The sequence below is a fragment of the Arthrobacter sp. UYCo732 genome (assembly GCF_040547265.1).
Classification (GTDB): Bacteria; Actinomycetota; Actinomycetes; order Actinomycetales; family Micrococcaceae; genus Arthrobacter.
In genome coordinates this window covers 452,110-475,892 of the sequence record NZ_JBEPPJ010000001.1, presented here as the reverse complement: position 1 = coordinate 475,892, position 23,783 = coordinate 452,110, and the positions used below count along the sequence as shown (strand labels likewise).

Annotated in this window: 23 protein-coding genes, 2 tRNA genes and 1 pseudogene; 4 read left to right on the top strand and 22 right to left on the bottom strand. The window is 66.4% G+C overall.

The annotated features are described in order from the left end of the window. Nucleotides 1-155 precede the first annotated feature (155 nt). Together ABIB45_RS02235 and ABIB45_RS02230 are read left to right on the top strand one after the other, a co-directional pair. Nucleotides 156-1,073 (top strand): LysR family transcriptional regulator, encoded by a 918-nt coding sequence (locus ABIB45_RS02235; protein ID WP_354214273.1) that lies wholly within the window; start codon nucleotides 156-158, stop codon nucleotides 1,071-1,073. Between the two features lie 45 nt (nucleotides 1,074-1,118). Continuing rightward, complete coding sequence (locus ABIB45_RS02230; protein WP_354214272.1) at nucleotides 1,119-1,625, top strand: DUF2004 domain-containing protein; 507 nt, start codon at nucleotides 1,119-1,121, stop codon at nucleotides 1,623-1,625. 105 nt (nucleotides 1,626-1,730) lie between these two features. On the opposite strand, the gene metE is transcribed toward ABIB45_RS02230, so the two are convergent. From metE to ABIB45_RS02195, 7 genes are all read right to left on the bottom strand, one after another. Continuing rightward, the gene (metE, locus tag ABIB45_RS02225) at nucleotides 1,731-4,070 is read right to left on the bottom strand and encodes a 5-methyltetrahydropteroyltriglutamate--homocysteine S-methyltransferase (protein WP_354214271.1); all 2,340 of its coding nucleotides are present in this window, start codon (nucleotides 4,068-4,070) and stop codon (nucleotides 1,731-1,733) included. 55 nt (nucleotides 4,071-4,125) lie between these two features. Beyond that, a complete protein-coding gene (locus tag ABIB45_RS02220; protein WP_354214270.1) occupies nucleotides 4,126-5,124 on the bottom strand; it encodes a methylenetetrahydrofolate reductase in 999 nt (332 codons plus the stop codon). A 371-nt stretch (nucleotides 5,125-5,495) separates the two neighbouring features. Continuing rightward, entirely contained in the window at nucleotides 5,496-5,870 is a 375-nt protein-coding gene (locus tag ABIB45_RS02215) for a hypothetical protein (RefSeq protein ID WP_354214269.1), read from the bottom strand. Continuing rightward, on the bottom strand, nucleotides 5,867-6,769 hold the full coding sequence (locus ABIB45_RS02210) for a VWA domain-containing protein (RefSeq protein WP_354214268.1): 903 nt from the start codon (nucleotides 6,767-6,769) through the stop codon (nucleotides 5,867-5,869). Before ABIB45_RS02210 ends, ABIB45_RS02215 begins: the two co-directional genes overlap by 4 nt. Before the next feature lie 121 nt (nucleotides 6,770-6,890). Continuing rightward, nucleotides 6,891-7,238: a vWA domain-containing protein gene (locus ABIB45_RS02205; protein ID WP_354214267.1), complete on the bottom strand. Its 348-nt coding sequence runs from the start codon at nucleotides 7,236-7,238 to the stop codon at nucleotides 6,891-6,893. A 150-nt stretch (nucleotides 7,239-7,388) separates the two neighbouring features. Next, the gene (locus ABIB45_RS02200) at nucleotides 7,389-7,748 is read right to left on the bottom strand and encodes a VWA domain-containing protein (protein ID WP_354214266.1); all 360 of its coding nucleotides are present in this window, start codon (nucleotides 7,746-7,748) and stop codon (nucleotides 7,389-7,391) included. A gap of 84 nt (nucleotides 7,749-7,832) precedes the next feature. Next, complete coding sequence (locus tag ABIB45_RS02195; RefSeq protein WP_354214265.1) at nucleotides 7,833-7,976, bottom strand: hypothetical protein; 144 nt, start codon at nucleotides 7,974-7,976, stop codon at nucleotides 7,833-7,835. Between the two features lie 154 nt (nucleotides 7,977-8,130). On the opposite strand from ABIB45_RS02195, the gene ABIB45_RS02190 reads away from it, so the two are divergent. Further along, complete coding sequence (locus ABIB45_RS02190) at nucleotides 8,131-8,328, top strand: hypothetical protein (protein ID WP_354214264.1); 198 nt, start codon at nucleotides 8,131-8,133, stop codon at nucleotides 8,326-8,328. 9 nt (nucleotides 8,329-8,337) lie between these two features. Here ABIB45_RS02190 and ABIB45_RS02185 read toward each other — a convergent pair whose 3' ends face one another. From ABIB45_RS02185 to ABIB45_RS02160, 6 genes and pseudogenes are all read right to left on the bottom strand, one after another. Beyond that, nucleotides 8,338-9,222, bottom strand: coding sequence for a carbohydrate ABC transporter permease (locus tag ABIB45_RS02185; protein ID WP_354214263.1), 885 nt, complete (start codon nucleotides 9,220-9,222; stop codon nucleotides 8,338-8,340). After that, nucleotides 9,219-10,136, bottom strand: coding sequence for a carbohydrate ABC transporter permease (locus ABIB45_RS02180; protein WP_502909090.1), 918 nt, complete (start codon nucleotides 10,134-10,136; stop codon nucleotides 9,219-9,221). The genes ABIB45_RS02185 and ABIB45_RS02180 overlap by 4 nt, the downstream gene beginning before the upstream one ends. Nucleotides 10,137-10,139: 3 nt before the next feature. Next, nucleotides 10,140-11,492, bottom strand: coding sequence for an extracellular solute-binding protein (locus ABIB45_RS02175; protein ID WP_354214262.1), 1,353 nt, complete (start codon nucleotides 11,490-11,492; stop codon nucleotides 10,140-10,142). Between the two features lie 108 nt (nucleotides 11,493-11,600). Then, on the bottom strand, nucleotides 11,601-12,803 hold the full coding sequence (locus ABIB45_RS02170) for an ROK family transcriptional regulator (protein WP_354214422.1): 1,203 nt from the start codon (nucleotides 12,801-12,803) through the stop codon (nucleotides 11,601-11,603). Between the two features lie 159 nt (nucleotides 12,804-12,962). After that, the gene (locus ABIB45_RS02165) at nucleotides 12,963-14,246 is read right to left on the bottom strand and encodes a class I SAM-dependent methyltransferase (protein ID WP_354214261.1); all 1,284 of its coding nucleotides are present in this window, start codon (nucleotides 14,244-14,246) and stop codon (nucleotides 12,963-12,965) included. A 41-nt stretch (nucleotides 14,247-14,287) separates the two neighbouring features. After that, nucleotides 14,288-14,764: pseudogene (locus ABIB45_RS02160) on the bottom strand (pyridine nucleotide-disulfide oxidoreductase); the annotation flags it as partial. Nucleotides 14,765-14,916: 152 nt separating this feature from the next. On the opposite strand from ABIB45_RS02160, the gene ABIB45_RS02155 reads away from it, so the two are divergent. After that, complete coding sequence (locus ABIB45_RS02155) at nucleotides 14,917-16,224, top strand: class I SAM-dependent methyltransferase (protein ID WP_354214260.1); 1,308 nt, start codon at nucleotides 14,917-14,919, stop codon at nucleotides 16,222-16,224. A gap of 86 nt (nucleotides 16,225-16,310) precedes the next feature. Here ABIB45_RS02155 and ABIB45_RS02150 read toward each other — a convergent pair. The 9 genes from ABIB45_RS02150 to obgE form a co-directional block, all read right to left on the bottom strand. After that, nucleotides 16,311-16,386, bottom strand: a tRNA-Ala gene (locus tag ABIB45_RS02150). Nucleotides 16,387-16,583: 197 nt separating this feature from the next. Then, a tRNA-Ala gene (locus tag ABIB45_RS02145) sits at nucleotides 16,584-16,656 on the bottom strand. 101 nt (nucleotides 16,657-16,757) lie between these two features. Next, nucleotides 16,758-17,159: a ribosome silencing factor gene (gene rsfS / locus ABIB45_RS02140; protein WP_354214259.1), complete on the bottom strand. Its 402-nt coding sequence runs from the start codon at nucleotides 17,157-17,159 to the stop codon at nucleotides 16,758-16,760. A gap of 48 nt (nucleotides 17,160-17,207) precedes the next feature. Then, nucleotides 17,208-18,554 (bottom strand): hypothetical protein, encoded by a 1,347-nt coding sequence (locus ABIB45_RS02135; RefSeq protein WP_354214258.1) that lies wholly within the window; start codon nucleotides 18,552-18,554, stop codon nucleotides 17,208-17,210. Nucleotides 18,555-18,561: 7 nt separating this feature from the next. Next, nucleotides 18,562-19,236: a nicotinate-nucleotide adenylyltransferase gene (gene nadD, locus ABIB45_RS02130; protein ID WP_502909102.1), complete on the bottom strand. Its 675-nt coding sequence runs from the start codon at nucleotides 19,234-19,236 to the stop codon at nucleotides 18,562-18,564. Nucleotide 19,237: 1 nt separating this feature from the next. Next, on the bottom strand, nucleotides 19,238-19,471 hold the full coding sequence (locus ABIB45_RS02125) for a hypothetical protein (RefSeq protein ID WP_354214257.1): 234 nt from the start codon (nucleotides 19,469-19,471) through the stop codon (nucleotides 19,238-19,240). A gap of 79 nt (nucleotides 19,472-19,550) precedes the next feature. Then, nucleotides 19,551-20,927 carry a glutamate-5-semialdehyde dehydrogenase gene (locus ABIB45_RS02120; protein WP_354214256.1) on the bottom strand — a complete coding sequence of 459 codons (1,377 nt, stop codon included), beginning with the start codon at nucleotides 20,925-20,927 and terminating at the stop codon, nucleotides 19,551-19,553. Nucleotides 20,928-20,952: 25 nt separating this feature from the next. Further along, complete coding sequence (gene proB, locus ABIB45_RS02115; protein WP_354214255.1) at nucleotides 20,953-22,104, bottom strand: glutamate 5-kinase; 1,152 nt, start codon at nucleotides 22,102-22,104, stop codon at nucleotides 20,953-20,955. Next, on the bottom strand, nucleotides 22,094-23,683 hold the full coding sequence (gene obgE / locus ABIB45_RS02110; protein WP_354214254.1) for a GTPase ObgE: 1,590 nt from the start codon (nucleotides 23,681-23,683) through the stop codon (nucleotides 22,094-22,096). The genes proB and obgE overlap by 11 nt, the downstream gene beginning before the upstream one ends. Nucleotides 23,684-23,783: the final 100 nt, after the last annotated feature.

The window sequence follows — 23,783 nt, the reverse complement described above, 5'->3', positions numbered from 1 at the left end:
GTGATGCATTTGCTCGGTGCAAACTCTCTAGGGGCAGTTCGTCGCCGCTGGGCCTGCGGATGAGTGAGATTCCAGGAATCTTTGTGCCAGAATGAAGCGGACCTTTCAGACCCGCCGTACCGCAGGGCTCATGCGGCTCTGACCGAAGGACAGCCTTGGTAAATCCCGTACATCTGAAGACACTCCTTGAGGTTACCCGGCTGGGTTCATTCGCCGCCGCCGCGGCGCGCCTGGGGTACACGGCATCGGCGGTCTCCCAGCAGATGTCCGCCCTGGAACGCGAAGCCGGCGTCATCCTCTTCCAGCGCTCAGCCCGCAGCGTGGTCCCCACGGAGGCTGCCATCGTGATGACCCGGCACGCTGCGAAAGTGCTCACGGACATCGAAGCGCTGATGGCCGCCGCCGCCAAGACCCACAGCAGCACCAGCCAGGAACTGCGGCTCGGCATCTTCCCCAGCCTGGCCACCTACGTCCTGCCCCGGATCCTGAAGAATCCGGCGTGGAAGGACCTGGGCATCGATCTCCGGGTGTCCGTGGCCGAGCCCTCCCAGACCATCCAGGGCCTGCGCACCGGCGGGGGCCTGGATGTGGCGCTGGTCTTCCAGGTGGGCCAGTCCGGGCTCGCCTGGCCGCACACCATCAACCGTCAGTGGATCGGCGATGACAACTTCCGTGTGGTGCTTCCGTCGGGCTGGGGCTTCGGCCGGGACGCCAAGGTGGCGGCGGACCACCTGTCCGAACTCCCGTGGATCATGCACCACCCCGGGACCCCGGACGCCGTGGTGATCGAGCGGCTTTTTGCCAGCTGCAACCTGTATCCCCGGGTGGTGGCGCACAGCGACGATTTCCACGCCAGCCTGGAAATGGCTGCGGCCGGGCTGGGGGCTGCCCTTGTTCCGGAACTGGCTCTGCATAACCGTCCGGCGGGTGTGGTGGTGCTGGATGTTCCGGAGATCCGCCTGGCGCGGAACGTCTTCGCGCTGCTCATCAACGAGAAGAAGACCGCCCGGGTGCAGCTGTTTGTGGACCTGCTCGAGGAAACGCTGGCGGGTCTGGGGGCCGCAGGCAAATAGTCCCTAACGCTGGAATGCTCAGCGCTTGGGGACTATGTTGAAGGTATGAACAGGGTAGCGAGCCAGCACTTTGGAGAAATTGAGCTCAACCACGGCAGGGACCACAACGTCGCCGCCAAACACGAGCTCGGGGGCCAAACGCTGGAACTCGACCTGAATATCAACGCGCACGACCATTTCGACGAAGCAGCCATGCACAAAGTTGACTACCGGCTGCGATTCCTCCCCGAGCTAGTGGATGAGGTAAGGGAAATGATCGCCGAAGAGCTGGGCCAGGAAGGCACCAGCCCGCAGGAATACCTCAATTTCCATTGCAGCGCCCTTAAGACCGAGACTCTTCAGAGGATCTTCGGCGTGGAGGAGCGCAGCCAGCTCACCCCCGACGTGTTCCTCAAAGCCCTCAAGCTCGGCCACGTGGGCATCTACCCGGGCCAGCCCGAGCGCTACTTCGTCCTGGACTTCACCCTCGGCGCCCACTTCACGGACGAGGTACTGGTGGCCTCCGCCGACGAAGACGGCGTAGTGGACGACGAAATCCTCTGGGAATCCTGAGGTTTCGACAAGCTCAACCACCAGAACTTAACGCCCGACGGCGGCCGGCCACTTTAAGGTGACCGGCCGCCGTCGTCGACGTGGTTGAGCTTGTCGAAACCGTTGTTACTTAGCGGATGCCAGCAGGCCTGCACGGACCGTCTTGGTTGCCTTGACCAGGTTGCGCAGGGACTCTTCGGTCTCGGCGTAGCCGCGGGTCTTCAGGCCGCAGTCCGGGTTGACCCAAAGCTGGCGGGACGGGACGTGCTTCACGGCGGTGGCCAGCAGTTCGGTGACTTCGGCTTCGCCCGGAACACGCGGTGAGTGGATGTCGTAGACGCCCGGACCAACGCCGCGGCCAAAGCGGTGCGCCTCGAGGTCGTGGACAACCTCCATGCGGGAACGTGCCGCTTCGATGGAGGTGACGTCGGCGTCGAGGCCGTCGATCGCGTCGATGATCACGCCGAACTCCGAGTAGCAGAGGTGGGTGTGGATCTGGGTGGCGTCCGCTGCGCCGGCGGTGGCCAGGCGGAACGAGTCCACCGACCACTTCAGGTACGCGGCGTGGTCTGCCTTGCGCAGCGGCAGGAGTTCGCGGAGAGCAGGCTCGTCCACCTGGATGACCTTGATGCCGGCAGCTTCGAGGTCCGCGATTTCGTCGCGCAGGGCCAGGCCCACCTGGTTGGCGGTCTCGCCCAGCGGCTGATCGTCGCGGACGAAGGACCAGGCCAGGATGGTGACCGGACCGGTGAGCATGCCCTTCATGGGCTTGCTGGTCAGCGACTGAGCGTATTCGGCCCAGGCAACGGTGATGGGGGCGCTGCGCGTGACGTCGCCCCAGAGGATGGACGGGCGCGTGCAGCGTGAGCCATAGGACTGGACCCAGCCGTGGACCGTGACATCGAAGCCGTCGAGGTTCTCGGCGAAGTACTGCACCATGTCGTTGCGCTCGGGCTCGCCGTGCACCAGGACGTCGTAGCCGAGCTCTTCCTGCAGCTCCACCACGCGCTTGATCTCATCCTTCATGAGCTGCTCGTACTGCCCGTTGGTGAGATCGCCCTTGTTGTTGCGGGCGCGGGCCGAACGGATTTCCGAGGTCTGCGGGAAGGAGCCGATGGTGGTGGTGGGCAGCGGCGGCAGGTGCAGGGCCTCTTCCTGGGCAGCTTCACGCACTGCGTACGCCGAGCGGCTGAAGTCGGCGGCGGTCAGGGCCGCGCTGCGAGCCCGGACGTCGTCGCGGTGAACACCCTTGGCGGCTGCGCGGGCTGCGATGACGGCGGAGGCTTCGTCGATGGCGGCCTTGGCCGAGGACGGGTCGGCCAGGTAGGACGCGAGGGTCTTGACCTCAACAGCCTTCTGGTCGGCGAAGGCAAGCCAGCTCCGGAGCTCGTCGGAGAGCTGTCCTTCTTCGGCAACATCGTGCGGGACGTGCTGGGTGGAGGTGGAGGTGCTGACCGCCAGCTTGCCGGCCGCAGCCTTCAGTTCGTCCAGCTTGCCGGCGGAGACGGCGAGGTCGTTGCGCCAGATGTTGTGGCCGTCAACCACGCCGGCAACCAGGGTCTTGTTCCCCAGGGCGGCAAGGGCTGCGGCGGAGGGGACGGCGCCCTTGAAGGCGTCGATGTGCAGGGCATCGATGTTGGTGGCGGCCAGCGTACCGAGCTGACCGTCCAAAGCGCCGTACGGGGTGGAGACGAGGATCTGCGGGCGCTTGGCTACGCCGGAGAGCACCTTGTAGGCGCGGGCCACGGCGGCTTCGATTTCGGCGGCCGGGGTGTCCTGGTCAACAACCAGGGCAGGCTCGTCCAGCTGGATCCAGCTTGCGCCTGCGGCGGCGAGCTTTTCGAGCAGCTGCACGTAGACCGGCAGGACGTCCTCGAGACGGGACAGCGGCGCGAAGCCGGCCGGGGCGCCGTCGGAGGCCTTGGAAAGCAGGAGGTAGGTCACCGGGCCCACGATGTACGGGCGGGTCTCGATGCCGTTGGCGAGGGCGAACTCGAATTCCTCCACGATGCGGTTGGAGGCGAGGGTGAACTCGGTCTCCGGGCCGATCTCCGGCACCAGGTAGTGGTAGTTGGTGTCGAACCACTTGGTCATCTCCAGCGGCTGCTCTTCCGAGTTGCCCCGGGCCAGGGTGAAGTAACCGTCGATGTCCAGCTGTCCCTCAGCGTTGAGGAGCTTGCCGAAGCGGGCCGGCACGGCGCCGAGGTGCGCGGTGGCGTCCAGTACCTGGTCGTAGTAGGAGAATGTGCCCGGCACGGCTGCGGCTTCGGTGAGGCCGAGTTCCTGCAGTCGCTTGGCGATAGACAGCTGGATTTCCTTGGCGGCGGCGTCCAGTGCTGCGGCGTCGATCTTGCCGGCCCAGTAGGCCTCGACGGCTTTCTTCAGCTCGCGGCGGCGGCCGATGCGCGGGTAGCCCAGGAGCGAGGCGGCCGGGAAAGGAGTGGCGGGGGTGTTCTGTTCAGTCATGGGAAATTCCTTGCGGTGTTGGTGGAAGCTGCGAATGGTGTGTGGGGGCGGCGCGTCAGCTGGCCAGCTGGCGTGCGGTAGATGTGGAACGGGCTGCGGCGCTGGAACGGACAACGGCGCTGCGGCGGCCAACTGAACGGACGTGGCGCGGAAGTGCCAGTTTGTCCAGCACCTCCAGCGCGCTCACGTGTTCGTTGAACGTGTAGAGGTGGATGCCGGGTGCGCCGGCGTCGAGGGCCGCGTTGGCCAGGTCAACCGTTGCCCGGACGCCGATCCGGTGCCGTTCGGCGTCAGTATCGGCGGCGGCCAGGCGGGCCAGGAGTTCCGGTGCCGGCTGAACGCCTGCCAGTTCGCCGAGCCGGGTGACGCGGCGCAGGCTGGTCAGTGGCATCACGCCCGGGATGATGGGGATGGTGACCCCGGCGCGACGGGCCCGGCTGATGAGGTCCGCGTACTGCTCGGTGCGGAAGTAGACCTGGGTGATGGCGAAGTCGGCACCGGACCGTTGCTTGGCGAGCAGCACCTCGACGTCGTGCGCCTCACTGGGTGACTCCGGGTGCCTGGTGGGGTACGCGGCCACGCCCACAGCGATTTTGCCCGCGCACAGCAGCGCCGAGCGCCGCTGTTCCACTCGGCGGATGAGTTCGATCAGGTCCTGCGCATACCGCAGTGACCCGGCGACCGGCTTTGCGCCGTCCTGGGGCTGGTCGCCGCGGAGCGCCAGGATGCCACGTACCCCGGTGTCCAGCAGGTCCCCGATGATCTCTGCCAGTTCGTCCGGCGTGTTGCCCACGCAGGTCAGGTGCGCCAGCGGCCGGAGCGTGGTTTCCAGCAGGAGCCTGTTGATAAGTTCGACGGCGGTGTCCCGGTTTGAGCCGCTGGCACCGTACGTGACGGAGACATAGTCCGGCTCGGTGGTTTCCAGTTCCCGGATGGTGGTCCAGAGGGACTCTGCAGCGGCCGGCGAACGCGGCGGGAACAGTTCATAGGAGAGCGCCACGGGGGCGGTCTCGGACAGATTTTGATGTGTGTCGATAAGGCTTGGCGGTGACATTTGCGTCCTTGGCTTTGTGCCATTGACGGCTCCCGGTCAGCAGATGTGACCGTGGTGCCGCAATGAATTGAGTTTGGGAACACGGAAAAACTCCACAAGGACGCAGCCGCGACTGTTACGCCTGGAATGAAGTTGTCCGTGAGCAAATGTCAGGCCCACATGGGGGCACCCACACCCTCCAAACCGGAGGATCGCTGACACGTTACCTCGGTAACTTGTATAGAACTCTAGGATCCCGCACGAAACCGTTCAAGTCCACTGCCGAATTAAGACGCAGGTTTACGCCCTGTTTCGTCACGGGACTGAACATTGTTCGCTTTTTGGCCCCGGAGGCTCATACGAACTGTCTCAAGGGGGCATAATCGCGCCGTCTACCAGGGCCGGTCCGCGCCCGGCCCCAGGTCATCGTCGCGGAGGTATTCGTCCCGCTCCCGTCCGGAGTTCCGCTCGCTCTGGGCGTTCCGGGAGCTGTCCCTGAGCTCGTCGAGCCGGCTCTGCTGCCCGGTTCCGGCAGGCTGATCATCCTGCCCCGGCGTCGCAGCAGGGTCCGGCGCGGTGGTACCGGCGGCAGCTTCGTCCGCCTTTTGCGAGAGTCGCTCCGCGGCCTGTTCCAACTTGGCCCCTGCATCGGCCCCGGCACTGCCTTCGGCGCTGGAATCGGCAGTGGAATTGGCCATGGAGTCAGCGCTGGAATCGGCCCTGGCGCCGGCGCCGGCGTCAAACAGCTGTCCGGGGCTGTGCATCATGTCCGCGCCTCCTCTGCCTGGCGGGCTGTGCCCTCCTGTGCGACTGGGATTGCCTGTGCGTTTGGGATTGCTTGTGCCCGCGGGAGCCGCAGCCAGTGGCGCAGCAGCAGGAATGCCTCGCGCAGGCCCAGCAGGAACGCGCCGGAGGCGAAGATCCAGTAGAGCTCCGTCCGGCCGTCCAAGCCGGCACCCTCCGGCGCGCGCCGCAGCTCGCCCGGGTCCGCGGCCTGCATCATCGGCACAGCGTCTCCGGCGGAACGGTGGACGTAGGGAACCCCCAGCTGGCCGGCGATCCACCGCAGCCGGCCCTCATCGATAACTGAGCGCGCATCACCGCCGCTTCCGGACGTCCGGTCCTGGATGTACCCGGCCCCGCCGTCATTGCCGGAACACTGCCCGGTGTTTTCCTGCATGCGGCCACCTTCGGCCATGCCGTAGCCCAGCACCGCTCCCCCGTTAGCCAGGCCGCCGTCCACCTTGATTGCGTCCGGTGCCGCAGCACTTGTCTGTTCCCCGTCGCCGAGGTAATAGACCAGCCGCGGCCGTTCGGGGTGGCTGTCCCGCGCGGCGCGCAGCCGCTCGGCCAGCAGCTTTCGGGCGGCCGTAACGCTGCTTCCCTTCGAAAAAGTGGTCACCTGCGGCTGCAGCACGCCGACGGCGGTGTCCAGCGCCGTGGTGTCGGTGGTGCGGGGCATCCGGACAACGGCGTTGCTGTCGAAGGTCAGGAGCGAAAAGCGGGCGCCGGCCAGTTCGCCGGCGATGGCCATGATGTCCTGGCGCACTCCCTCGAGCCGGGGCGAGCGGTTGCCGAAGTCTTCTGCCACAATGCTGCTGCTCGTGTCCACCACAAAGAAGACATTGACGTCCGTAGTTGCTGCCTGAGCGCTGCCGCCCGCCACGCCCGGCCCTGTGCGAGGGCGCCCTGGGTGCCGGCCGGCTCCCCTGCGGCCGCACGTTCCCGAAACGCCAAAACCAGTCGCCACCCCAGAAGAAGCACAACGGCGGCGATGAGGAAGGCCATCAGCCACCATGGAAAGATCGGTTGCAGGGGAATGGCCGCAACCGCCAGGACGCGCCGGCGAGGACCAGTCCGGACAGGAGCGCAATTGCCAGGGGCAGGTCCGGCCGGTCTGAGACGACGGCGCGCGGGGCGCCCTGCATGGCGGCGGCTTCCGTTTCCTGCACCCGCCGCACGATGTCCGCTACGGCATCAGGGCTGTCCAATGCGTAGTAAGCGCCGCCGCTGGCTTCGGCGGCTGTACGCAGCCTGGCGCCGGGCTGGCCGGGCCCGGGCCCGTAGTCGAAGTCACCGGGATTGAGGGCGTAGACCCGGGTGCCGGCGTCCTGCGCCAGGGCGCCTGCCTGCAACAGGGTGAAGATGGGATCGCCGGAGAGGTAGTTGTCCGTGGCCAGGACAACGGACCGCGAGCGCTGGCCTGGCTCCGCGTTGGGGCTGGCGCCATTTTTCGAGTCGGCGCTGCCTGACCCGGACCCGTCCCTGCCGGGGAAGCCGTTGACTCAGGAGGCCAGTCCGTCGCCGATCAGGGATGATCCCCGGCCACTCCACGTACCGTCCAGGAAACCGGCGCTGCCAGGGTTTCCGTTGAAGGCATCGTCGGCCATTTGCAGCTGTTCCTGCACATACCCGTAGTCGTCGGTGAGCGGGAAGACCTGGACTGCACTGCTGTCGAAGATGGTGAGGCCTATCCGTTCCCCGTCGAATTCCTTCGCCAGGACGCCGAAGACTTCCACAACGGCCGCGTCTGCGCTGCTCATGGACCCCGAGGTGTCCAGGCACAGCATGATGTCCCGGTTCCGTTGCTCCGGCGTGATGGTGGTAACTTCCACCGTGCGGCCCGCCGCGGCCACCGCAGACACCAGCAGGGTCCCGGCCGCGATCGCCGCAACGGCGAGCCAGCGGCGGTGGCGCCGGAGTGCCGCCTGGTATTCGGGCAGCGCGGGTCAGCACGCTACCAGCAGGGATTCACGCAGCCGTGCCTGGCCCACCACTTTGGCATCGAAGCTGCGGGCAATGTTCGCCGCCACCTGCTGTGCACGGGCCAGTTCCGCCGGTTCGATTCGTGCGGGCGCACTGGTCTGAAGCAAAGGAATTCCCCCTGATGGCTGGTGCCTGGTGATTGCGGACTGATGGTGTTGCCGGCCGGCTCCACTCCGCCCGCCATCCTATCCAAGCCAGCGCCGGGGCGGCCCGCAATGGGGACCCCTCCCCAGGGCGGGTCCGCAGGTCTATTCTGTTGGAATGAGCCAGCTACCAGCCAGTTACCAGGAGTATCTCGCAGGAAAAAGCGAGAGTTTCATCAACACCGTGCGGCCTATCCTGATGCAGTCGGCGGCAGATCAGGCCCACGGTGTGCGGGTGCTCAATCTGCCTCACGGACATCAGGCACATCTGGACGATTCCATCCCGTTTGGGACGATCGTCGAAGACCTCGACTGAAGCCGGAAGTCAGCCCTTAACGGCACCGGAAAGGGCGAAGGAGCTGCCGGCGCCCCTGGCCACAATGACGTACAGAGCCAGGACCGGTACTGAGTACAGGATGGAAAAGGCCGCCAACTGGCCATAGGCCACGGCCCCGTGCTGACCGAAGAAGCTGAAGATCGAGACCGCTGCGGGCTGCCGTGCCTCGGACAGCAGCAGGACGAAAGGAACAAAGAAGTTCCCCCAGGCCTGGATGAACACGAAGATAAACACCACGCCCAGCCCCTGCCGCATCAAAGGCAGCACGATGGTCCGCAGCGCCGTTAGTCCGGAGGCGCCGTCCACCCAGGCCGCCTCCTCCAGTGACAACGGCACCGCGTCCATGAAGTTCTTCGTCATCCAGATGGCCATCGGCAACGTGGTGGTGGCCATAAAAAAGATGGTTGCGGCCATGGAGTCCAAGAGGTCAAGCTGCACAAACAGGCCGTACACCGGGACCATGATGGCCGTGATCGGCAGGCAGGTCCCGAACAGGATGGTGTACATAAACGGCCTGTTGAACCGCGACTGGTACCGGGAGAGCGGATAAGCAGCCAGCACCGCCGCGACCAGGTTCACGGCGGCGGTCCCGGCGGACAGGACCATGCTGTTCCACAGCGGCTGGAACAGCCGGCCGGGCGTCATGATCGCGGCAAAATTGTCCAGGGAGACCTGGCCGGGAAGCCTCGCCTCGTGACCTGCCGACGCATCAAGGGAGGCCAGCACCAGCCAGAGCAGCGGCAGGACGAAACAGGCGCCGATCAGGATCAGGGCTGCGTCTGCCGGCACCCGTGCACGCTGCTCTGCCCGGGAGACCGCACCGGACCGGGTCCGCCGCTGCGCCCAGGGGGACGCCCGCGCCGCCGTCGTCATCGCCGGGACTCGCGGAGGAGCCGCACGTAGGCCCCGCCGAAAACCAGGCCGATCAGGATCAGTACCGACGCCACAGCCGTGCCGTACCCGATGTCCCCGAACTTGAAGGCTTCCTGATAGGCCAGCACGGGCAGCGTGGTGCTGGCGTTGGCGGGGCCTCCTGCCGTCATGACCCAGATGAGAGTGAACACCGCCAGTGTCTGCAGGGTGGTGAGCATGAGGTTGGTGGCGATGCTGCTGCGGATCATGGGGATGGTGATGTAGGCGAGCCGCTGCCAGCCGCCGGCGCCGTCCATCAGCGCGGCCTCGCTGACCTCACCGGGAACATCATCCAGCGCTGCGCGGTACACCAGCATGGAGAACGCCGTACCGCGCCAGATGTTGGCGAGCATGATGGCGACCATCGGGAACGAATACAGCCAGTCAGGCTCGCCGAGTCCCAGAGCGCCGAGGATTTGGTTCAGGGTTCCGTCGCGGCTGAAATAGGCGTACGCGGCGAAGGCAGCCACGATCTCCGGCAACACCCAGGCCGCCACCACCGCGGTCCCGACGACGACGGCCACCGGCCGGCGGGCCCGCCGCATCAGGATGGCGAGGGCGAGTCCCAGCAGGTTCTGGCCCAGGATGGCGGAGCCCCCGACGAAGATGACTGTCAGGGCAAGGGACAGCGGCAGGGCGGGGTCGGTAAACAGGCGCTGGTAATTCCCAAACCCCACCCACCCCGGACTGCGGGCGTTTCGGCCGGTCAGGGCAGCATTGGTGAACGAGGCATGGAAGGCCCACAGCACTGGGCCGGCCAGGAACACGAGCAGAAGCAGAATCGCCGGGAGGACGGGGAGCAGCCGCGCCCGCCGCCGGAGCAGGGGACGCAGCCGGTTCAGCGGGCGCAGCGGCCGGGAAGTCGTTGTGGCCACCGGCTACTTCGCGACAGTTTTGGCGTCACCTACGATGCTCTTCACCGCCGTGTCATAGTCTGCAGCCGCCTGCCCTGGGGATTTCGCCCCGGTGATCACAGCTTCGGTGGCCTCCTGGATTGCCGCCGAGATCCGCGGGTAGTCGGCGGTGGCCGGACGGTAGTGCGTAACGGCCACGAGCGCGGACACGTCCTTCACAAACGGGTTGGCCGCCTGGTATCCGGAATCTGGGGCGACGTCCTTCCGCACGGCAATCTGGGAGCTTGCGACGTTGAAAGCCAGCGAGTTCTTCTGGTTCAGGGCTGTGGCCAGGAAATCAAACGCCACGTCCGGGTCCTTCGTTCCAGCCCCGACTGCCAGCGTCCACCCGCCGGACATGCTGACTCCACCGGGCGCCTGGCCGTTCTGTGTGGGGAACGCTGCCACACCCATGTCCTGCGCATATTCAGGCCATTCGTAGGCGCCGCCCTTTTGCCAGAAGGACGGAGTGTAGGACCCTTCCACGGTGGCACCCATTTTGCCCTGCGGGAGCCACTCCCCGAAGACCTTCTTCCACACATTCGCGTCGAGTGCCTCGGCCGGGGACACTGCAAGTTTCTCGTCGTAGAGCGTTTTGAGGAACGTCAGAGAGTCCGAGAATCCTGCCGAACCCAGCACCCACTTCTTGGCATCCGCGTCGTACAGTTTGGACCCTGTTCCATAGAGCAGTTCGTAGAAGCTCTGCATCACGGTGCCTTCACCGGAGGCCTTGCCGGCGTACATGTTGAACGGCACCACGGCGGGATCACTGGCCTTGATTTTCCGGGCGGTGTCCAGGATGTCCTGCCAGGTCCGCGGCTCCCACGGGACGTTGATGCCGGCAGCGGTGAGGACCTTTTTGTTGTACCAGATGGCCCGCGTGTCGGTGCCCAGCGGGACCGCGTATGTGCCGCCGTCGTCCCCCAGCCCTGCTGCCTTGGCGCCGTCGTCGAACGTGCCCCAGTCTGTCCACCCCTCAAGGTGGGTGTCCAGTTTCAGCAGATAGCCGGCGTCGACGTCGGAACGGACCTTGAAGGTGTCCTCGTAGAAAACGTCCGGGGCGGTGGACGGCGAACGGAGGGCCAGGGCAAGCTTGGTGCCGTAGTCGTCGTCGTTTGCTTGGATGGGTTCCAAGGCAACTGTGACGCCTTGGTTGGCGGCCTCAAACTCCTGCTTGGCCGCCTGGAAAAGGTCATCGAGCGCGCTGAAGGAATCGGTCTTCTGGTAGACCACCTTCAGCGTTTTGGTCTCGGCTTGGGGAGCGGCGGGTGAACAAGCTGACAGCACAAACGCTGCTGCAGCGAAGAAAGAGGCGATTTTAAAGGCCCGACGACGCATGGTGCTCCATTCGAATCAATGGCTGCCGTCCCTTGTGTCTGCGGGCCCCCAGCCGCGGCGATATCCATATGCTAGATGGGGCTCCTGATACATGCAAGGAGCCCCCCTTCAGACTTCCAGGAGAAGCCGCTGCGCGCGAGGCGCCAGGGTATGTTCCAGGACCAGGCAGGCAGCTCCAATGGCACCGACGTCCTCACCCACTCCCGTGCCCACAACCTCAATGGTATGGATCAGGCGGGCCGCACTGTTGGCGTCCACCAGCGCCGGGATCTTCTCCAGGTAACGGTCCGCGATCCGGCTCCAGTACGGGCCGCCGAACACCACCCTTTCCACATCCAATGTGTTGGTCACCACCGAGACCGCCCGGGCCACCAGCACGGCCGATTTGTCGATGATGGCCAGGGCCTTCGCGTCACCGGCGTCGGCGAGGTCACACAGCCGGGCAAAGCTCTGCTGCACCTCCGCTCCGCTGGTGTGCTTTCCGGAACCATTCAGAATGCCCGCAGCAACTGCCTCCGCCACCAGGACCTGCGGGATAGCCGAGGACTTCACGCAGCCCCGCAGGCCGCAGTCACAGGCCGGACCGTCCGGGTCCACCACGATGTGGCCGATCTCACCGGCGTTCCCTGATGTTCCCCGCACCACTTCATCGTTGAGCACGATGCCGCAGCCGATGCCGGTGCCCATGTACATAAAGACAAAGCTGCCCGCGCCGCTGGGGCCGCCGGCCCACGTTTCGGCGACGGCGGCGCTCGTGACGTCCTTATCCACGAGGACGGAGTAGCCGGTCGCCTTCGCCAGCGCGTCCCGGAGTTCCACCCGGTCCCACCCTGGCAGCAGCGGCGGGTCAACTACGGTGCCGTTGTCGAGGTCGATCGGCCCTGGGGCGGCCAGGCCCAGGCCAGCGATCCTGCTGGTGTCCACACCGGAGGCGGCGACCAACTGCCCGATCTCGCTGGCCATGGTGGCTATCACGGCGGCGGGATCCTTTCCGCCGGGGGTTTTGATCCGGGAATGCTGGACTACCGAACCCACCAGGTCCAGGACCACGAAGGTTGTCACGGCGGGGTCCAGATGCACGCCCACGGCATACATGCCGGCCGGGTTCAGCCGCAGCATGGTACGCGGCTTGCCAGGGCCTGTGCCTTCCTTGCCGGCTTCAACGATCAGGTGCTGGTCCAGCAGGCGGCGCGAGATGTTGGAGATGGTCTGCGGCGAGAGTCCCACGATCTGGGCCAGCTCAACGCGGCTCAGGCCACCCGCTGACCGGCGGATGGCATCGAGGATCACCGTGAGGTTGAAGTCCCCCATGCGCGGCAGGTTGGTACCGCGCCGTGGTGCCGAGGGCTGGCGAGTTTCTGGCACGGTCTCCCCTATGGTTTGCGGCCGCGTACTGATGATGTCTGAATGTTACGTTACCGCCTGATGCACGCCCAGAGCCGTAGGCAGGGCCGCGGCACTGCGGCATCCTTACGCCCGCCTGGTGCTGGCCGCGACCGTAAATTTCGGGTTACTGCCCTTGACCGTGGTGGGGCCCACCAGCCGCTCCAGGGCGGGGAGGTAGTGCAGGTGGCGGTTGAACACCGTCCACAGCTCGCCACCCGGTACCAGCACCCTGGCAGCCGCTTCGAACAGCTTGATCCCGGCGCCGGCATGCACACTGGCGCCCAGGTGGAACGGCGGGTTCAGCAGGACCAGGTCAGCACTGGCAGCAGGCAAGGTGCTCATGGCGTCATCCTGGAGGGCAGTGATCCTGTCCGCCAGGCCGTTGGCCTGTGCCGTGCCGAGAGCCGACGAGACTGCGGCGGCGGACCGGTCCGTGGCCGTGATGCGTGCCCCGGGGTTCTGGCGGGCGTACATGGCAGCGAGGATCCCGGTACCGCAGCCCAGGTCGATGGCATGCCCGGCCGCCGGCATCTCCGGCAGGAAAGTCAGCAGGAACCTGGTTCCGATGTCAAGCTTCGCGCCGGCGAAGACGGCGCCGTGTGCTGCAACGTCAAGGTCCAGTTCGGCAAGGTGCTCGACGCCGGGGAGCACGACGGCGGGCCGTTCGGCTGCGGCGCCTGCCACGGGATTGGCGTGCCCGTGCGCGCTGCTGGCTACCGCGCTGGTGGTTACCACCGTGGGCGTTACCTTCACAGCGGGCGTGGCCCCGCTGGCGACGATGAGCCGGGACTTCTGCCGCGCGAGCTGGGGCTGGACATTCTCGAAGTGGCGTTGTAGGACAGCGTTCATCCCCACAGACATGTGCTTGATCCGCCCGCCGGCAATGAGCACAACATCCGGGGCCGCATACCGGGCCACTGCGCCGGCGACTTCTTCGAGTTCCGCCAGGGTCCGGGGCAGCTGCAGCAACACAGTCTGTGCACCGGAGAGCAGGTCCTCCCCCAGCGGCAACTGCTCGAAGGGCGGCTCCCCCGGGCCGCTGCCGCTGCCGGTGCCCGGTCCGGCTCCGGCTGCAGGGCCAGCTCCTGCCAGCCCCAGGGCGCTTGCGTTGTTCCGCAGGGCCCTCTCTCCCGTGATGAGATCCTCGTGCACGCGGACCCGCCGGACTCCGAGGGTGCCCAGCGCGCCGAGCGTCAGGGCGCCATAGCGGTCGCCGATCACCGTCAGGCGGCCGTCCGGACCCACGCGGCCTGCCGCGGCTTCAAGCAGCAGCCTGTCTGTGGCATCCCAGGCCTGGAGGTTGGGGGCATCGACGTCCGGGTGCCGCTTGAGTATGCCGAAGATGTCCTCAAGGCTTTTCGCTGCCACGTGGTTCCTGCCGTCTCGTGATGTGGTGGTTGGTTGGGCGGTTACTGCTGGAGCCCGGGCAGCTTCAGAATGGCGGCCACCGCTGCCCGGCCCGCCCGGTTGGCACCGATGGTGGACGAGGACGGTCCGTAGCCCACCAGGTGCACGCGCGGCTCGGCTGCCACCTGGGTACCGTCCATGGCGATGCCGCCGCCAGGTCCGCGGAGGTGCAGCGGCGCGAGGTGCTCAAGCTCTGCGCGGAACCCGGTTGCCCACAGGATAACGTCCGCCCGGAGGTGGCTGCCATCGGTGAGCCGGACGCCGCCGGGCTCGATGGCGGTAAACATGGGGCGCCGGTCCAGCGCGCCCCGTTTTGCGGCCGCGCGCAGGGCTGGCGTCCAGAGGAGGCCGGTCACCGCCACGACGCTTTGCGGCGGCAGCCCCTGCCTGACACGTTCTTCCACCAGGGCCACGGCATCGTGCCCGGCCTGCGCGTCAAAGGTGGCATCGCGCCATTCCGGCTCGCGCCGGGTGAACCAGCAGCGCACCCATCTCATAGGTGTAGGCACTGGAACATTCAGGACACGGCGGCAGGGACTCATTCACTCCCCCATAATAATCCGGGGCGCTGCGCTGACAGGCGCGCGCCGCCGTCGTACTGTTGGGCCATAGCTGACGAAAGGCACGGACCATGGCAACGAACAACGGGGCAGCATCACTGTTGGCGAAATCGCTGGGCATCGTCCTCGGGGCGGCGGAGATACCGCTCCGGCTGCGGGCCTGGGACGGATCCGAAGCGGGGCCTCCGGACGCGCCGGTCCTGGAGTTCAGGTCGCGCCGGGCCCTGCGCCGGATCCTGTGGTCGCCCGGGCAGCTGGGGCTAAGCCGCGCCTACGTTGCCGGCGACATCGATGCACCCGGGGACATCTTCGCCGCCTTCACCGCGCTGAGCTCGGTAGGCAAGTTTTCCGAGCCCGGCCCGTTCCGGCCCCTCACGCCCCGCGAACTGGCCACGCTGGTCAGCACAGCCGTGCGGCTGGGAGCGGTGGGCCCCAACCCCGCGCCGCCTCCCGAGGAGGAAAAGGCCACCCGACAGGGCAGGCTCCACACCCGCCGGCGGGATGCCGCGGCGATCTCGCACCATTACGACGTCGGCAACGACTTTTACGCCCTCGTGCTGGGGGCGTCGATGGTGTACTCGTGCGCCGTCTGGGGTCAGGGCTCCTACGCCGACAGCAACGGGCTGCCGGCAGGACTGGATGGGGCGCAGAAGGCCAAGCTGGACCTGGTCTGCCGGAAGCTTGGCCTCAAGCCCGGGATGAGGGTGCTGGACGTGGGCTGCGGTTGGGGCAGCTTTGCTTTGCATGCCGCGCAACATTACGGCGTCACCGTGATGGGGGTGACCCTCTCTTCGGAGCAAGCGGTGCTGGCCCGTAAGCGCGCCGCCGATGCCGGCCTGACCGAAAACATCGATATCCGGGTGCAGGACTACCGGGACATCGCCGACGGACCCTTCGACGCGATCAGCTCCATCGGCATGTCCGAGCATGTTGGCCGTGAGCAGACACCCCACTATGTACAAGTACTGCATGGGCTGCTCCGTCCCGGCGGCCGGCTGCTCAACCACGCCATCTCCTGGAACGTTGGACCCACCAAGCCGGACCCCGACTCGTTCCTTCCGCGTTATGTCTTCCCGGACGGCGAGATGCTCAGCCTCGGCGAGATGGTCAGCGGATTGGAAGCCGGCGGATTCGAAGTGCTGGACGTGGAGGCGCTGCGCCAGCACTACGCACTGACCCTGCGGGCGTGGGTGCGCCGGCTGGAGGACAACTGGGACGAGGCAGTCCAGCTCACCAGCCTCGGGCGGGCGAGGGTGTGGCGGCTGTACATGGCATCAAGCGCCTTGGGGTTTGAAACCGGGCTCACGGGGGTTAACCAGATCCTGGTGCAGCGCGCGGGCGGGGACCAGCCACCGCTGCGCCGGACGGACTGGATCTGAACCGCTTGCCACCCGCAGCCGCAGTACCCGGCAAACGAAAAGAGCCACCCGGCGGGTGGCTCTTTTGGTTGGACTCCTGTCCGGTTTGGTGGAGCTGAGGGGACTCGAACCCCTGACCCCCTGCATGCCATGCAGGTGCGCTACCAGCTGCGCCACAGCCCCAAACCGTTGCTGCATGGCCGCTCGGGCCGCTCGAAGCAACTTCATTAGCTTAATAGAAATCCGCGCGCGGCGCCAATCGGGAGCACCGGCCCGGTAATCCTGTGTTGTTCGCGCATCCGGACCGTTCCGGTCTGGGAGGGTGTCCCTGGGCAACAAAAAAGTCCGCCGGAATCTCTCGATTCCGGCGGACTCTCCGGTGGAGCTGAGGGGACTCGAACCCCTGACCCCCTGCATGCCATGCAGGTGCGCTACCAGCTGCGCCACAGCCCCGGACCTTCGTTGCCCCCGCGTTCTCTTGAGCAACTCAAATATCTTAGACCAGCATTTCCGAAAATTCCAAATCCGGCATATTCGGGCTGGCTGGGACGGGTTTAGTCGGCTTCGGAACCGGCCGACGCCTTGGCCGATGTGTCCTCACCCAACTGCAGGTCGACGACGGGGCAGTCCTTCCACAGGCGCTCCAGGGCGTAGAACACGCGGTCTTCTTCGTGCTGGACATGGATCACGATATCCGAGTAGTCCAGGAGCACCCAGCGGCCGCCCGAGCGGCCCTCGCGGCGGACCGGACGGAGGTCCTGTTTGGACAGTTCTTCTTCAATGCCGTCCACGATGGCGTTGACCTGGCGTTCGCTGGGTGCGGACGCGATGAGGAAAACATCCGCCAGGGCGAGGCGTTCGCTGACGTCGAGCGCCACGATGTCGTGGGCAATCTTGTCCGCGGCGGCCTTTGCGGCGTGGCGGGCTATGGCGATGGATGAATCTGATGCAGTCACTGGACTCCTTGTAGTTTTCTAAAGCTTCGTTAGAGAGGGCGCAGCCGCTCAGCGGGACATGCCGCTGGCGATGAGGATGACGCCGGAAATAAGGGCCACGATCCCGAAGACCAGGACCAGGACCTGCATGAGCCTGAGCCGCTTTGCGCGGCCCAGGCCTGCTGTAGCCGCATCCAGCGGCTCCAGGCCATGGGCCGAGCTGGCCGGAACGCGGGGCAGGTCTTCGAAAAGGTCGTCTGCCTCCCCCACCGACGGGTTCGGCGCAACACGCGTTATGCGCTTCGGTTCAGTGGCGGCGCGGGCGGCGGCCTCGGCCCGGGCAATAACCCGGGAACGCCCTGACGGCGGTGCCGGCGCCGCAGCCGGGGGCCGTGACGCGGCCGACGGGCGGTGGCCCTTGCCCCCTTGCCGGACCTTGGATCCCGGCTGGGTCTGGACCGGTACATAAGACGTTGCCGGGGGTTTCATCACAGGACGGTCCACCCCGGGAAGCTGGACAAATTCAAGGGGCGTCACCATGGCGAGGTTGTCGGCCGTGGCGGGTCCTGACTGACCGGTCGATGACTGTGCGGCCGATGACTGTGCGGCCGATGACTGTGCGGAGGCGACGTTCGGCCGTGTACTTCGCGCCTGGGCGCCCTGCGGGGCCGGCGGCGCGGTCTGCTCGGCCAGCTTCTGCTTGGCCATTGCGCGGCGGTTGAGGATTGCGGCCCGCTCTGCCAGAGCGATCTGCTCCGCAAGGATGTCCGGATCCACCGCTTCCGGGTCAAGGGAGGCGATATGCTCCATTTTGGCGAGCTGGTTCTTGGCTTGCTCAACGATGAGGGTGCGGGCCACGAGCGCCTGCTCCACGCTCATGCCGTCCGGAACGCCCGCAGCCTGCGGACCCTTTCCAGATCTTGTGGGCTCACCCTTGACGACGGCAGGAGCGTCCTGTCTGGCCGGCAGCGGCTTACCCATTGGAGCCGGCAACGTTTTGCCAATCGGGGCGGGCAGCGGCTTACCCATTGGAGCCGGCAACGTTTTGCCCATCGGGGAGGGCAGCGGCATACCCATGGGGGCGGGAATGACGGGGTTGGCCGAGGTGACAGCCTGTTCCTTAAGCTGCTGGAGCCGCAGCTGCCTGCGGGTGGGAGAGCCGCCGGCCGACAGCTGCCCTTCCTTTTCCTCAAGGTCCTTGATGGTGCGCAGGGCTGCACGGTCCCGGGCCCGGATCTGGGAGGACCGCTGCGCCTGGGACTGTTCCGGGACGGAATCCACCGGGGCGTCGGCTGCGCGCCGCTGTTTTGAGGCAGGCGAAACCTGGCCCGGGCCTGTAGACCCGGTAGCCGGCGTCTCATCTCTGGCCTGCCGCAGTTGGCGGCGGCTGCGGACGGGGGGCTGTTCCTGACTCATTGAGAACTCATTCAGTACTGGCTGGCTCGTCTGTTTCGGTTATTTGGTCACGCTTGGACTGCGGCCCCTCGGCGTACAGTCCATATTTGGCGATGTACTGCACCACACCGTCCGGCACGAGGTACCACACAGGGTTGTTTCCGGCGACGCGGGTCCGGCAATCCGTGGAGGAGATGGCCATGGCGGGCACCTCCAGCAGGCTGACGTCTGTCCGGCCCATGCCGTCAAGCACGTGCCCGGGCCGGGTCACACCGACAAAATGTGCCAATGACCACAACTCATCGATGTCTTTCCAGGACAGAATCTGCGCCAGCGCATCCGCCCCGGTGATAAAGAACAGGTCCGCATCCGGGCGCTGTTCCCGGAGATCACGCAAAGTATCAATGGTATAGGTGGGACCGGGCCGTTCGATGTCCACCCTGCTTACAGTGAAGCGGGGGTTTGATGCTGTGGCGATGACCGTCATGAGATAACGGTGTTCGGCCTCGCTGACTTGCTTGTGCGTTTTCTGCCAGGGCTGTCCGGTGGGGACGAACACCACTTCGTCCAAACCGAACTTGGCGGCAACTTCACTGGCGGCCACCAAGTGGCCGTGGTGGATGGGGTCAAACGTCCCACCCATCACGCCAAGCCGCAGCCGCCCCCGCCCTTGCGCACCTTCACGGTGCAGAACACGCGAAATCTCAGTGGCCTTGGCGGTGGTCGTGCTTGTTGGGGTGCTGGCGGTGCGGATCGGCGTGCTCTTCGGTCGCGGAGTGCCGGTTGCCCAGGTTGCCGTAGGACAGCGTGACGAACATCAGGACCAGCAGCGTGGAGAAAATGACCACACCGAATACCCACGGTTCGGCCCACAACGGGGCAGGTGCGTGTTCTTCGACCTCTGCGGCAACGGTCATGGCGATCTGCTGGAGCAGCATTTTCTCCCCTAGGGTATTTTAAAAATTTGCGGCAGCGGATGTTCCGCCGTTCCGGACTTCTGTCTATGTTACCGCGTTGCTACCCGCGGACCTGGCCCTCGCCCTGCACGATCCATTTGGTGGTGGTGAGCTCAGTCAGGCCCATGGGGCCGCGGGCGTGGAGCTTCTGCGTGGAGATGCCCACTTCGGCGCCCAGGCCCAGCTCGCCGCCGTCGGTAAAGCGCGTGGACGCGTTGACAATCACGGCGGCCGAATCGATCTCGGCGATGAACCGCTCGGCGTTGGCGAGGTCGTTGGTGAGGATCGCTTCGGTGTGGCCGGTGGACCAGGTGCGGATGTGCTTGACGGCATCATCCAGGCTGTCCACCATGCCCACCGCGAGGTCCAGGTCCATGTATTCCGTTGCCCAGTCTGCGTCCGTTGCCGGCGTGGACTCGATTGCGGCAGGGAGCGCGGCACGGACCCGCTCATCCGCATGCAGGGTGACGCCGGCGGCGCGCAGCGCGGCGGCCACGGCGGGCAGGACGGTGGACCGTGAATGGACCAGCAGCGTCTCCACGGTGTTGCAGACACTGGGCCGCTGGGTCTTGGCGTTCAGGAGGATCTCCACCGCCATTTCCTCGCTGGCGGACTCGTCGATAAAGATGTGCACGTTACCTTCGCCGGTCTCAATCACCGGTACCGCGGCGTTCAAGACAACGGACTGGATCAGGTCCCGGCCACCCCTGGGAATCAGGACGTCAACGCGGCCGCGGGCCCGCATCAGGGCGTTGGCGCCTTCGCGGCCATACTGGTCGACTGTCTGCACGGCATCGGAGGGCAGGCCCACGCTGTCCAGTGCGTCGCGGAGCACCTGGACCAGTGCTTCGTTCGTGGCTGCCGCAGCGCTGCCGCCGCGAAGGATGACGGCGTTTCCGCTCTTGAGCGCGAGGCCGGCGATGTCCACGGTGACGTTGGGACGGGCCTCGTAGATTGCGGCCACCACGCCCATGGGGACGTTGACCTGGCGCAGGCGGAGACCGTTGGGCAGGGTCTGGCCGCGGACCACGTTGCCTACGGGGTCCGGCAGGTTGGCGAGGTTCTCCAGGGCATCCACGAGCCCGGTAATACGGGCGTCGGTCAGGGTCAGCCGGTCCAGCATGGCTGCCGAGGTCCCGTTGGCCTTGCCGGCCGCAACATCCTTCGCGTTGGCGGCCAGGATGAGCCTCTTGCGTTCCAACAGGGCGGCGCCGATGGCACGCAGGCCACGGTCCTTCCAAGCCCGGTTGGCCCGAGACATCCGCCGGGCTGCGTACTTGGAGCGGTCGGCGATGGCGTGGACAGCGGCCTCGATGTCCTGCGGCGACACCGGCACCGCTGTCTCCGGCGAGGAAGTTTCGGGTGCTTTCGCGGCAGCAGGGACTGCATTCGCGTCCCCCGAAGTCGCAGCAGTGGTGTGGGTCAGTGCCTCAGTCATGATCCAAGTTTAGGCGAGTTGCGGGTCAGACCAGCACCAGGTCATCAACGTGAACAACTTCACGGTCATACCCGCGGCCCAGGGCCTTGCCCAGCTCCTTGGTGGAACGGCCCAGCATCTGGGGCAGCTCAGCGGCCGAGTAGTTGACGAGGCCCCGCGCGATGACGGTGCCGTCCGCACTGACCATTTCGACGGCGTCGCCCGCCTCAAAATCGCCGTCGACGGCAGAGATGCCGGCAGGAAGCAGCGAGGTGCGGCGGTGGCGCACGGCCTTGACGGCGCCGTCGTCAAGAATAAGCCGGCCACGGACGGACGCGAGGTGTGCAAGCCACAGCAGCCGCACGGGCTTCCGCGCGCCGTTCGCGCTGAACCAGGTGCCCACGTCCTCGCCCGCCAGCGCGGCCGCCGCGTTGTCAGTGGACGTGACCAGGGCGTGGATGCCGGAGCCGGCCGCAATGGTGGCGGCTTCCACCTTGGTGGTCATGCCGCCGGTACCCACACCGGCTTTGCCTGCCTTGCCGATGGTAACGCCGTCGAGGTCGTGCGGACCTCGCACCAACGGAATCCGCTTGGCGCCGCGCGAAGGCGGGCCGTCGTACAGCGAGTCGACGTCGGAGAGCAGCACGAGCGCGTCGGCGCGGACCAGGTGTGCCACCAGGGCAGCCAGCCGATCGTTGTCCCCGAAACGGATCTCGTGGGTGGCCACCGTGTCGTTTTCATTCACCACAGGCACCACCCCGAGGTTGAGCAGGCGGTTCAGAGCGCGGAAGGCATTGGTGTGCTGGCTGCGGCGCATCAGGTCATCGGCGGTGAGCAGCACCTGGCTGACGGTCACGCCGTGGGCGCTGAAAGCCTGGGTGTACCGGGCCATCAGCAGACCCTGGCCGACGCTGGCAGCGGCCTGCTGCGTCGCCAAGTCCCGGGGGCGCTTGGCCAGACCCAGCGGGGCAAGTCCCGCCGCGATGGCGCCCGAGGACACCAGGATGATCTCGGTACCGGCGTTGCGCTTGGTGGCCAAGGCATCAGCCAGTGCCGTCAGTGCTTCCTCGGAAATGCCGCCCTTGATACTTGTGAGCGACGACGAACCGACCTTGACGACGATCCTGCGGGCGTCCGCGAGTACGCTCCGGTCCACGGCCCGCTGGTGCGGCACCGCGGTGACGGCGCTACTGGTCATCGTCTGCGCCCAGTCCACTCTCCTTGAGCGGCTTCGCGGGCCGCCGGCTGCTGACGGATTCAGTCCAGATCCCGGCCTTGCGCTCTGCTTCCAGCTCGGCGCGCGCGGCGGCCTTGGCATCCTTGCGTTCCTGCTGCTCGTCGCGCTTCTGGCCGCGGGTGGGGCGGTCGCCGATGTCCGCAAAGCGGACGTCGGTGCCGCGGGGCGCAGCGAGCAGTTCCGCACCGGCCATCATGGTGGGTTCCCAGTCGAAGACGACGCCATCGTCCTCGCCGATCACCACGGTGTCGCCCGGCTTGGCACCCTGCTTGAAGAGTTCGTTTTCCACGCCCAGCTTGGCGAGCCGGTCCGCGAGGTAGCCGATGGCTTCCTCGTTGGTGAAGTCGGTCTGCTTGACCCAGCGCACGGGCTTGTCGCCAAGGACGCGGAACAACGGCTCCAGGTTCTTTTCTTCGCGGCGGATCTTGAAGCCGGCCTCGTTGACGGCGCGGGGCCGCAGGACAGGCGGCTGCACCTTCGGCGGAGCGGCGGCCAGGGTGTCGCGGGCAGCCTGGACGATCTCTGCCATGGCAAAGCCGAGCTGGCGGAGCCCCTCGTGGCTGGTGGCCGAGATCTCGAAGACCCGGTAGCCGCGGGATTCCAGTTCGGGTCGGACGAATTCAGCCATGTCCTTGCCGTCCGGCAGGTCAACCTTGTTCAGTGCGACCAGCCGCGGGCGGTGGTTCAGTGGAACTACTTCGCCGTCGGTTCCGGCGTAGCTCATGTCAACGGCGTACTTTTCCAGTTCCGCTTCGATAATGGCCAGGTCTGCCAGCGGGTCACGGTCGGATTCGAGCGTGCCGCAGTCCAACACGTGCACCAGAGCGGCACAGCGCTCAACGTGGCGCAGGAAGTGGTGACCCAGTCCCTTGCCTTCGCTGGCGCCCTCAATGAGGCCAGGGACGTCGGCGATGGTAAAGCGGACATCGCCGGCCTGGACGACGCCCAAGTTGGGGATCAGGGTGGTGAAGGGGTAGTCGGCAATCTTGGGCCGTGCAGCGGACATGGCTGCGATCAGGCTGGACTTGCCGGCGGAGGGGAAACCCACCAGTGCAATGTCTGCAATGGACTTCAGTTCCAGCACAACGTCGCTGGACTCACCCTCGATGCCCAGGAGCGCGAAGCCCGGGGCGCGGCGCTTCTGCGAAGACAGTGAGGCGTTGCCCAGGCCACCCTGGCCGCCGGCGGCCGCCACGTACTCGGCGCCTTCACCCACGAGGTCGGCAAGGACGGTTCCGTCCTTGGCCTTGACCACGGTACCGTCCGGGACCGGCAGGATAAGGGTTTCACCGCTCTTGCCGCCGCGCCAGTCACCCATGCCGGGCCCGCCGTTGGTGGCGTGGCGGTGCGGTGCGTGGTGGTAGTCCAGCAGTGTGGTGGTCTGGTGATCAACGCGGAGGATGACGTTGCCGCCGTCGCCGCCGTTGCCGCCGTCGGGACCACCGAGGGGCTTGAACTTCTCCCGGTGGACAGAGACACAGCCGTGGCCGCCGGTACCGCCGGATACGTGCAGTACTACCCGGTCTACAAAGCTCGCCACGTGGATCTCCTCAGTGCTGTTTCTGGACACCCTTAGGCGCCAAGACGATTGTAATGCGGTTAAAAGAACAGTGGAGCGGGCCAAATGGCCCGCTCCACCG